8 protein-coding genes are annotated in these 11,489 nt (G+C 40.0%); 3 read left to right on the top strand and 5 right to left on the bottom strand.

The genetic code is table 11. From position 1 onward, the window contains the following. Positions 1-436 precede the first annotated feature (436 nt). Positions 437-2,221: a M1 family metallopeptidase gene (locus AB4160_RS16885; protein WP_372005602.1), complete on the bottom strand. Its 1,785-nt coding sequence runs from the start codon at positions 2,219-2,221 to the stop codon at positions 437-439. A gap of 156 nt (positions 2,222-2,377) precedes the next feature. Next, positions 2,378-3,349 (bottom strand): PstS family phosphate ABC transporter substrate-binding protein, encoded by a 972-nt coding sequence (locus tag AB4160_RS16880; RefSeq protein WP_102440693.1) that lies wholly within the window; start codon positions 3,347-3,349, stop codon positions 2,378-2,380. 1,565 nt (positions 3,350-4,914) lie between these two features. Between AB4160_RS16880 and AB4160_RS16875 the strand changes: the two genes are divergently transcribed. Then, positions 4,915-5,562, top strand: coding sequence for a hypothetical protein (locus AB4160_RS16875; RefSeq protein ID WP_372005599.1), 648 nt, complete (start codon positions 4,915-4,917; stop codon positions 5,560-5,562). Positions 5,563-5,654: 92 nt separating this feature from the next. Next, on the top strand, positions 5,655-6,356 hold the full coding sequence (locus tag AB4160_RS16870; protein ID WP_372005597.1) for a hypothetical protein: 702 nt from the start codon (positions 5,655-5,657) through the stop codon (positions 6,354-6,356). 449 nt (positions 6,357-6,805) lie between these two features. Here AB4160_RS16870 and phoR read toward each other — a convergent pair whose 3' ends face one another. The 3 genes from phoR to AB4160_RS16855 form a co-directional block, all read right to left on the bottom strand. Next, positions 6,806-8,101: a phosphate regulon sensor histidine kinase PhoR gene (gene phoR, locus AB4160_RS16865; protein WP_102439539.1), complete on the bottom strand. Its 1,296-nt coding sequence runs from the start codon at positions 8,099-8,101 to the stop codon at positions 6,806-6,808. A gap of 221 nt (positions 8,102-8,322) precedes the next feature. Further along, the gene (gene phoB, locus AB4160_RS16860; protein ID WP_102439538.1) at positions 8,323-9,012 is read right to left on the bottom strand and encodes a phosphate regulon transcriptional regulator PhoB; all 690 of its coding nucleotides are present in this window, start codon (positions 9,010-9,012) and stop codon (positions 8,323-8,325) included. A 217-nt stretch (positions 9,013-9,229) separates the two neighbouring features. After that, complete coding sequence (locus AB4160_RS16855) at positions 9,230-10,189, bottom strand: porin (protein ID WP_102439537.1); 960 nt, start codon at positions 10,187-10,189, stop codon at positions 9,230-9,232. A gap of 344 nt (positions 10,190-10,533) precedes the next feature. Between AB4160_RS16855 and rdgC the strand changes: the two genes are divergently transcribed. Beyond that, the gene (gene rdgC / locus AB4160_RS16850; RefSeq protein ID WP_102439550.1) at positions 10,534-11,445 is read left to right on the top strand and encodes a recombination-associated protein RdgC; all 912 of its coding nucleotides are present in this window, start codon (positions 10,534-10,536) and stop codon (positions 11,443-11,445) included. The last annotated feature ends 44 nt before the right edge of the window (positions 11,446-11,489 follow it).

Below are 11,489 nucleotides of genomic sequence, written 5' to 3'. Positions count from 1 at the left end.
ACTGGGTTGCCATTTTTTTTTGCGCTAAATTTATTTCTTTGATTAAAATTATGGGTAAAAGCTGGAACAAGCTGACTGATTAAACAGCTAAATTGAAGTAATAAAATCCAATCAAACCAGCTAGCCAAAAAAATTTTAAAATAATTTACCGCGGTAATGAACTTTTTTGAAATGAGCCACTCTGAGTAACTGTAGCAACGAGGTAATGTGCTTTTAAGGCGATGTTCACAAACTCTTCATCACAGTGACTGAATATCTAAATGACATTATCGCTAACCGAATTATGTTTTACCCGGTTTTCATTGTTCATCATCATCCCCCATTTAGGGCATTGTTAATACGCTAGCGCATTATTAGCAAAACCCGCAAAGTAATACTTCTGGCAACCCATTGGGTTGCCATTTTTTTAGCCATTGTTAATCAATAGCGCCGAGCTTCAAAGCTGCTGCATCAGTGCATCAAGTTGTACTTGCAGTGAAGGATGATAACCTGCCCTTGCCTGCTGAAATATCGCTAAAGCCTGTTGCTCATACCCGGCAATTAATAACTCGTTATAAAGCGGCTTAACAAACTTTGCTCGGCCAATATGACCTAAAAAGGCTGCAACCTTTGGCAGCACTATCTCATAGTTATTGCGGATGGCTACACTGTACCAGTCGCAGGCAAGCTCAGCATTTTGTGAACCCGAGAAGCCAAACACGCTATCAAGATCGGTAAGTTGTAGCTGCGTGAGTTGCAGCGGTAGCTGTTTGATAAAATACTGCCAATGATGCACTCGCCAACCAGCCACATTCAATTTAGCCGCACTGTCGCCCAGCTTTAATTGCTGCAATGCCAAATCCACTTTATCTAAGCTTGTGGATGTCGGCCCAACAAACCATTGGGGTAATCCTTCACCGTATACCCAAGTCATCAACTCTGATTCACTGATGGCCTCGGGATACTGCACAAGCAAGGTTTGCTTGGCATATTCAATAAAGGTTTCTGTGGTAATGGCTTGAAATTTAAAATGCTGCACATAATCAAATAAGAAGTGATCAAAGGCTTTACGGCCTAATCGTACTTCAAGTTCATGGACAAACATTGATGCTTTGTCATAGGTAAAGCGATTAAAAGCGTCATTCGCATCTTGGTGCTGCACGTTCGCCGGTAGTGTTTGCGCCGCTAATGGCATGGAGATCATTTCTTCTTTAAGGCGGCCAAACTCAATCACCCATTCAAGCTCAGCTTGCTCTTTGCCATATATTTTCTCCACTAAACGATTGGTAAAGTAAGTGGTAAAGCCTTCATTGAGCCATAAGTCTCGCCAAGTGGCATTACTGACTAAGTTCCCCGTCCATGAGTGAGCTAACTCATGGGCTACAGTAGACACTAAGCTTTTATCGCCTGCTATCAAGGTCGGTGTAATAAAGGCAAGCCGTGGGTTTTCCATGCCACCAAACGGAAAACTTGGCGGCAACACTATCATGTCATAACGACCCCAAGGATATGGGCCTAATAAAGACTCTGCAGCCAATATCATCTCTTCGGTATCTTCAAACTCTGCTAATGCGCTGGCCAACATGGCAGGTTCGGTATAAATACCGCAGCGTTCACTTATCGCCCCGTAAGCTAAATCCCCTACTGCCAGCGCTAATAAATGGGTCGGAATGGGCTTTTCCATCTCAAACTGAAATACACCATCTGTTGGCATCACATCGCTATTAGCAGCGCTCATCACGGCTCTTAAACCATTATTGACTGTCACTGTTGCTGTGAACGTAATACGGGCTTTAGGCGTGTCTTGCAAAGGGATCCAACTGCGGGCATTAACGGGTTGCGATTGACTGAATAAATAAGGAGATTGTTTACCTAAGGTTTGTTCTGGCGTGAGCCATTGCAAGCCTTGTGAATTCGGTGAGGTGCGGTATTGAATCACAACTTCATCAATTACCTTACCGATGTTGATAACGATTTTATCCCCTTGCAGAGTATCAATATGCTCAACGGCATAGTCAACGGCATTGCCTTGGATATCACTGATGGTATCAATATTAAGATCTCGACCATCAAGCACGAGTTGATCACAAGTTTGCAAGCGCTTGAACTGTAATATCACTTGGCCAGTCAATTGTTGTAACTCGAAATCGACAGCGAGTGTCAGCTGCATATTATGTACTTTAATTTCATCAGTATTGGCTACTGAATGATAGTCACGATTATTATCCCAAAGCGTTGTCAATTTGATACCTATTCACCAACAGTATGATGTGCAACAGAATATACCAATGCGCGCTTTTCATCGACAAGTTAGATTAAATTCATATTTATCACAGGTATAAAAAAAGCCTCAACTATATTCATAATTGAGGCTCTAATCATTTGTTAGGCGGTAAGCTTAAAGCTTGATACCTGCTTTTTGTAAATCTTTTGCAACGACACTGCGAGGTAGTGGAACATAGCCGTCTTTTTCAACAATTTGCTGACCCTGCAGCGATAACACGTAACGGATGAACTCACGATCCATTGGTGATAAGTCATTGTTAGGGTGCTTGTTGATGTAAACGTATAAGTAACGTGATAATGGGTAAGTCCCATTCGCTGCATTACCTGCAGTTGCTGCGATGTATTTAGTGCCTTTCTTTGAAAGCGCTACCGCTTTAACACCTGCAGTTTTGTAACCGATACCAGAATAACCGATAGCATTAAGACCTTGAGATACTGATTGCACTACTGAAGCAGAACCTGGTTGCTCATTAACGTTTGGTCTAAAGTCACCTTTACAAAGTGCTTTCTTTTTGAAGTAACCGTAAGTACCTGAAACTGAGTTACGACCATATAATTGCACGTCTTTCTTAGCCCAGTTACCTTCTAGCCCAACATCGCCCCAACGCGTTACATCATCACCACCACACTTTTTAGTTGATGAGAAGATTGAATCGATTTGCTCGATGCTTAACCCTTCGATTGGATTATCTTTATGAACAAATACTGCTAATGCATCAATTGCAACACGAATAGCTGTTGGTGCGTAACCATAATGTTTTTCAAAAGCTTCAATTTCATTAGGCTTCATTTGACGGCTCATAGGACCGAACTGAGAAGTACCTTCAGTTAATGCTGGCGGCGCAGTAGAAGAACCAGCAGCTTGAATTTGGATATTTACGTTAGGGTAAATATGTTTAAAATCTTCAGCCCATAAGGTCATCATATTAGCTAAAGTATCTGAACCCACTGATGACAAGTTACCTGAAACACCACTGGTTTTTTCGTACACAGGTAATGTTTTATCAATGGCTGCCATAGATGTAGCTGAAAATACACCAGCTGCAGAAAAGGCGATAGCGCCAACTAGCTGTTTAAGTTTCATTTTTGTGCTCCGGTATTATAAGCGTTGTTATTTAAGACAGGCTCAGTATCAATGACGATGATGACAAGTCTATGACGCTAATGTGACAGCAGTATGACAATTAACACTTTTAACAATCACACCAAACACGTTCCAAAGCTAATTAATGGCAACCTTAAGCAGTTAAAAATCATGGTATTAGCTGAAAATCAGTTTATTTAAATTGCTTAATACAGCTAATTTTGACTATGAGTTATTTATTAAGCCTGCAGTTTTTACCTAACAAGTTAGGCTTTGCTGCAATGAAGACCAACAAATAGCTTACAGACGCATCCGCAAGACCTTATAAAACCCGCTTTATGTAAGTTATTTGATACTAACCATTTTAAAGAAGCATTATTGCGGCTTAAAGAATCGGTTATTATGAACAATTCAAAGTCGTGATACCTAGTCCGCACCCAAATTGTACTGTTGATGCCTTTTTGGTATTTCCAAACTCCGTTTGGATTAACGTCGTGGGTTTTCCACCCACACCCAACCAAAAGGGTATCAACAGCATTACCCTCCATACTCTTTATTAATGAATTAGGCCCCGCCGCCCCTAACGAAAAATGCTGAAAAGCGCATGATTTTCGATGGGGATTTATCCAGCTTTTAACTTCGTTTGTTGCTAACTTCGGCCCCTGTTTATTATAAAGAGTGAAAATGCTAACGCTTCCGATGGTGAGTCTGAAGTAAATGGATTTACAAATGTCACGGTGGCATGGATGCTAAGGAGTGATCCTGCACCTCGAAAGCTATGCTCACATCCATGTGAGCATCACGCTATTTTCTTCAACGTCCTCAATTCAAATTGAGTTTTAGTCTTTTACTTTCTTAGATTTATAGATTGTCTAGCTTTTGATATTTGGCTTTTACTTGTTGCAATATAAAAAGCTAAATCGAAGAGATGAAAATTCCGGAGTAAGCGCGGCTGTGACCGTCCATGACAAGGACGTCATGGCCGAGCTTTCAGGGACCTTTTGATTTATATAAAGAGTGCAGCGTGTCACAGTCGTGCTTGCACATAAGCCTGCGGCAGGCAATTGGTTAGATTGAAGTGATGGCCTGCTGTTACTGATCTAATATAAATGAAGTTTAAAGCTGGTGCTGGTAACTCGTTTATGCCCCAAAACGAGTTATTGCTAGCAATGGGATAATCAGCATAACCTTACTTTTTCTAATCGATTATGACCACCTTACTTGTCGTACAAATGACTGGTTTCCTATACAGGTGTAACTGATTTTCTCCAAATTGAGATAATTCTGGCGCCAAAGGAGCTTTCTAAGCATCGATAATTTTGTAATATTCAAGAAAACCATACATATCAATCTACTGCGAATTTTTTTAAAGTGTTGTATAGACCTCGCACACAAAGATGTATTTTTTCTCCGACAGTATTTTGAGCATTACTTACGTATTCATAAAAAAATTCGATTTACAACAATGACTTATCGATGGTACCTTTGAAGTTTGAATTGAGCAGCCTGGAACATTATTTGCTGCTATTGAATAAGCTGTTAGCTCAACTATGGAAGATTCAGCTATGGAATATCTAACTCAGTTTAAAATTGATGATTTATCACATGATAAGAGTGAATTTATATTCATTCTGGAGTCTCCTCATAAGCAAGAAGTTGCTATGGGGTTTCCTGCTGCTAGTGAGAGTGGCTGGTGGATGAGTAAAGCTATGTTTAATATAGAAACCCCGCTAGGTGAGTTAGTTACAAACAAAAGTAGCAGTATTCCAAGAATATCAATATTAAACTGTTCTCGACTTCCTCTACAAATCTCTTGTTACAACCCTTTAAGGTTATCTGAAGATTTTTCAGAGTTTCTTGAGATTCAAGAAATAAAGAATGGCAATATACAAGTTGTAAAGCAAAAAATTAAAGAGAAACTAAGAACAAAAGTAGGGGGTCAAGCCTTAAAAAGCTTTAGGTTTCGACTTTTAAAAAGTATTCAAAATAATAATAATCACTCCAAAATAATTGTATGTGGAGTTATAGCACAATGTTTTTTTGAGGAAGCAACGCAATTAAATGGTTATATTCGAGTAGCTACTAATCTTCAGTGGGAAGGATGTTCATTCAAAATTTTTTATGAATATCACCCATCCCCTAAATCTGGGCAATGGCAAAACCCATACAATATGCGGAATTTATTGGACTTTATGAGCTGCAAACGAGCTTAAACTTAACTAAAACAGTAGTTTACGCTCCCCTTTGCTACGTATTTTAACCCACCAAGGGCGGCGTTAAGCCTATTCACCCAATTGGAGTTATCATGCAAGAAACGATATATAGAGATTTATTAAATAATCTAGAAAAATCTAACTATAGAAATAGACTTCAAAGTCTCTGTTGTTTTTCTGCTCAAAAAGGAGAGCTTTATAATAATAACGTCATGATCGTTGGGCGTGCAGTAAATGAGTGGGACGATGATTTTCAATTAAATGACATGGACACAAACTTGCTTGTAAATAAATTATTTTCTAAACCTTTTATACCAATGTGCCCACTTGAATGGGTTGAATCTTCATGGGGAAGTACAGAAGGCTACAACACAAATAAATCTGCTTTTTGGCGTGTAATTAGAAAACTTTCAGAAAGTATCAATAAACTATCTTCAGATGAGCGTTGGGCTTCAAAATTAGTCTGGTCAAACCTATATAAAATTGCCCCTAGTGCAGGAGGAAACCCTAGTGATAGTTTATGTGGCTATCAATTTGATGCATGTAATGAATTATTAAAAGTTGAAATTCAAGAATATAAACCAAAATGTATTGTGTTTTTTACTGGTGAAAATTGGTTTGATGGCTTTTTATTAGAAAACATAACACTAATGAATAAATCTGAATCGAAGTTAGTAGATGCCAGAGGGATACTTAAACTTAATGGTTTTACAACAAAAATTGTAATTGCTAAGCATCCCCAAGGAAAGCCCGAAGCTAATATGTTGAATGAGATTCTGGATGCGCTAGCATAGGCTTAACAGATAAGGATAGGCCACGCGTAGCCGCGTCCTTATCCCAAGTGTTGAATAAGCCCGAGTGATACCTTTATAGTGTAAATATCTGCGTAAGATCTTTCGCTTTTTCGATGTCTGCTGAGCAGTTACATTTTTTACTAGCCGCATCGATCCCTTAGCATCGTCAGCAAATTTATTTACCTCAACATATCAATTCCTTAGTACCTCCTTATACTTTTTTTGTTCTGTAGTGGTTTAGTAAAATTGGCCATTACTTTGTAATCAAAAGGTGTGTTTGGCTTAGAATAAGTTATCAGAACGTTTAGCTTCATTTGTTTATCGTAACTCGGAATTGTCCAAAAGCTTGTCAGAACCAGCAATTTACCAGCTATCACAACAAGTCACACAAACAAAAAAGCAGACATTGATGTCTGCTTTTTTAATGCTAAAAATTTAGGGGAAAGTCATTACCCCTTAATCACCAAATGTGCTGGAATAATAAAGCTAAAACAACTGCCCTTTTCTAACTCACTGGTAATGTGCAACTCACTGTAATGATGATTAAGCGCATGCTTTACAATCGCTAGCCCTAAACCACTACCACCAGTTTTACTGGAGCGGGCATTATCAACCCGATAAAAACGTTCGGTTAAGCGGCTTATATGATGTGGCGCTATCCCAAGGCCGGTATCGGTTACGCTAAATTTAGCGCCGCTTGGGACTAACTCCCAGCGAATGGTAATTTTGCCGCCTGGCTCTGTGTAACGAATCGCATTTGAAATCAAGTTAGTACAGGCGCTTCGCAATTGCACTTCGTTACCGTGACAATTTAAATTATCCTCACAAATGAACTCAAGCTGGTATTGATCCATTGCCAATGCCGAGGCTTCATCTTTTAAAATATCCAACATGACCTGCATATTGATGGTTTTTTCTAAATCAATATCAGCCCCATCTTCAATACGCGATAACACTAATAACTGCTCCACCATTGATTGCATTCGCCTAGTTTGCTGCTGCATCAATTTAAGTGGCTTATGGTTCATGCTGTCAGGCTCTTCCATGCTTTGCATGATCTCAAGATAACCTTGCAGTACGGTAAGCGGGGTTTTTAGCTCATGGGATACATTAGCAACAAACTCTTTGCGCATACCCTCTAACTGATTAATGCGGGTAATATCACGGGCAATCAGTAGCATCTGTCTGTCGCCATAGCTCATTAAGCGTATTTCTAATAAGCGTTGATCCGATAGTGGTGAGGGTAGCTCTAATGGCTCGTTAAATTTACCAGACTTAAGGTAGGCCGAAAAATCAGGATGACGGATGAGGTTATCAATGCGTTGACCGCTATCTTGGGGCCAAACAAAACCCAGCAGCAGTTGCGCCAGTTTGTTACACCATAAAATATTGAGTTCAGAATCAAGTACGACCGCAGCATCTGGTAAGGCTTCAGCACCTTGCCTAAAGCGGCCTAAAATTGACGCTAACTGGCCAACTCGGCGACGATTTTTACCTTGCAGGCGGTATATGCCATTGAAAATACCTTCCCAACTGCCAGTGCCTTGAGGTGGAGTGAGTTTGCGGTCTTTCCAAAGCCAGTAATTTAAGCGGGTAATTTGGCGGTAATGCCAGCCTAAAAGGGCAATACAACCGACAATAATACTCATATAAACTTGATTGATGATCATGCCTATGATGGCAAAAATCAACAAGATCCCCACAAGGCGAAGGAGAAGTCTGGACCCTGAGTAAGCTCGAAACATAAGCGGCCTAATTATGATGGTAAAAAATCTTAAGCAGATTTTTTACCGTATTGTCGGTCGAAAAATAATGGTTCACAAGATAACTTAAAACCATGTTACTGACTATAGCCAAGCCGTTGAATTACACTTAAATTACTGTAAATAAATAACAATATTTACATTTACCTAAACAACAAAAGTGAAATACAACAGTATATTAGGCTTTGGCTGATAGTGAGTAATTACATTCTGGTTGAAAAACGATATCCCGCACCGCGAACGGTTTGAATCAGTTTATCATGGCCTGAGTCTTCAACGGCTTTGCGTAAGCGGCGTATATGGACATCGACAGTGCGATCTTCAACATAGACGTTGGTGCCCCACACATTGTCTAATAGCTGTTCACGGCTATAGACACGTTCAGGGTGAGTCATGAAAAAGTGCAGTAACCTAAACTCGGTTGGGCCCATTTCTAGCACTGACTCACCAACAGAGACACGATGGCTTACCGGATCTAATTGTAACCCTTGCACATCGATAAGCTCTTCAAGTCGTGTTGGCGCACTACGGCGTAACACAGCCTTAATACGTGCCACTAACTCTTTTGGTGAAAACGGTTTAGTAATGTAATCATCTGCACCGACTTCTAATCCCTTAACCTTATCTTCTTCTTCACCGCGAGCGGTTAACATGATGATAGGAATTTGACGAGTAAACTCATCTTGCTTTAAACGCTTAGCTAATTGTATTCCACTTCCACCTGGGAACATCCAGTCTAATAAAATCAGATCTGGATAAGGTTCTTGCAGTAGGTCTATTGCTGAATCAAAATCTTCAGCAGCCGTTGTAGTAAAGCCGTGTTGTTCCATAACAAATGTCAGCATTTCTCGAATGGCTGACTCATCTTCTACAATTAAAATCTTAGCTGTCATAATATTATCTGTGAGTAGTTTGCCGCGTTAGTATTATTGGTCAGTTTTATTACAGAAATATGATCTCAAGGCCCTAAATGGAATTAAAATCATATTTTTGTCATAAATCTATCACGCTACGCCATAATTAATGTATTGAAGAACACAAAGGAGGCGATATGCCTCCTTTGTTATGTATCACACATTTTCGGTTAAACCGCTTTTAATAAAGCGATACTTAGAACTTGTGTTCGATACCTACAGCAAAGTAACTTTCGTCGATTGAGATATCCATATCATTACCATCTGCATCTTCCACTGTACCCATTGAAGTACGGTCAGTGTAGAAAGCAAATAACTTCGTTGGCTTACCTAGTGAGTAATCTGCGCCAATTGACCATGAATCGCCTTTATCTTCCATGTCTTGGTATTGGGCTTTTAGGGTCACGCTGTCAATTTTATAAGCAGCGCTGAGTAAGTAGCCATCTTTGCTATCACCGCTATCGACTTTTTCTTCTTGTTGGTACATACCGCCAAGTACAAAACCTGCGACTTTACCTTGTACTGTACCACGAACAATATCATAACCTGCAACTTCAGCATCATAGGCAACCGATGCATAAATTGGGGTTTTCTTCAGCCCTGAGTCACCGTACATTGCAGCGATACTGAAACCATCCTCATCTGCTTGCTTACTGTCACCTGATGCAGCGTAAGTCACGCCCGCTTGGAAGTCACCAAACTTAGGCGTTAAGTAAGTTGCGGTTTCTGCTATACGGTTTTCACCAGCAAATAAGTTTTTCAAATCGCCTGAGTAATCACCAAACTGGTCGACTTTGCCCTGCGACTTTTTCAGCATAGTGTCGTTACGGCCCACCGCGAATGAACCAAAGTCGCCTTTTAGGCCAACAAACTGATTACGGGCTTTGAAGTTGTTTGAGCTGTCTGAGTCAGTTGCCACTTCATATTCGATAGTATAAAACGCTTCTAAAGAACTATTTAATTCGAAAGCGCCTTTCACACCAAATCGTGATGCATTGCTTTGCACTCGTGTTTCTGAACCTGAACCGTCATCATTTGATTGAATTGAAACATTGAGCTTACCGTAAATTTCAAGTGGCTCTGCCGCTTGAGCGGTTGAAAGCGTGGCAGCAGCAATAGCAGAAGCAACTAGCGTTTTATAAAAAGTGTTCATCATTTCATCCTTTAGACTTAATAGTTGGTGTTTTACACCTTTTTCTGTGCAGCTAATCAGTTGGAACGAGCAGAAACCTGCTACCTAATAGCTTGGGAACGAGGCGAATATTGCACACCTTTTGTTGCAGAAATATTTCAAAACAGGACTTTTATTTAGAACAAACTAATTCAATTACAAAACAAGATAATCAACACGCTGAAAAATAAAGAAAATATCAATTAAAAGTGATTTATGACAATTTGATGAATTCTGCCATAGCGACAATCATGCAGATTGGGAATGATGGTTTACCCCAGCGCCACGATACCGTAAACTGCATTTTTAATTTTCGAAGAGTGTCTTTCATGTGGTTTAAAAATCTCACCCTATATCGTTTTAATAAGCCTTTCAGTACCGATACAGAGGCACTTGAAACAGCATTAGCTGACTTCACCTTTTCGCCATGCTCAAGCCAAGACATCAGTAAGTTTGGCTTTTCAAATGCATTGGGCAAAAAAGGCCAAGCGTTAGTTCACAGCGCTGAAAACCGTCATTTAATTTGTGTCACTAAAGAAGAAAAGATCCTGCCTGGCCAAGTGATCAAAGAAGCGCTTGATGAAAAAGTAGCGTTAATAGAAGATCAAGAAAGCCGCAAAGTGACCAAGAAAGAAAAAGATGCGATGAAAGAAGAAATAACCATGACGCTATTGCCTCGTGCTTTTTCTCGTCGTAGTCAAACCCATGCGTTAATCATGCCTGAGTTAGAAATGATTTTAGTGGACAGCTCAAGCGCCACTAAAGCTGAAGAATTATTAGCTTTATTACGCAAAGCCTTAGGCAGCCTACCGGTTGTGCCGCTGCACTTTACTACGCCAGTTGAAACCACGTTAACCGAATGGTTAAGAAACGGCGCATCACCACAACCTTTTGAAATGCAAGATGAAGCTGAGCTTAAGTCTGATTCAGATGAAGGCGGCATTGTGCGCTTTAAGCAGCAAGTACTGCAAGAAGATGAAGTATTAGCCCATTTAGCGACCGGCAAACAAGTACATAAACTGTCATTGCATTTTGCTAAGTCGATTGCGTTTTTATTACAGTCTGATGCCAGCGTTAAGCGCCTTAAGTTCTCTGAAGAATTTAGAGCTGCTACCGATGATGTGGGCACAGAAGATCCCTTGGCGAAACTGGATGCCGATTTTGCATTAATGGGCGGCGAGCTAGTCGCATTTATTAATGCGATGAAACAGGCATTAGGGCCTATTGAAGAAAATATCTAAATTTGTAACTTCACTTTAGTGGTTTAATCAAATTTAAAAGCCCA

Origin of the sequence: Shewanella sp. 10N.286.51.B8 (genome assembly GCF_041469325.1) — a bacterium.
In the GTDB taxonomy this organism is placed as follows: domain Bacteria; phylum Pseudomonadota; class Gammaproteobacteria; order Enterobacterales; family Shewanellaceae; genus Shewanella.
This window is presented reverse-complemented; position numbering and strand designations above follow the sequence as displayed.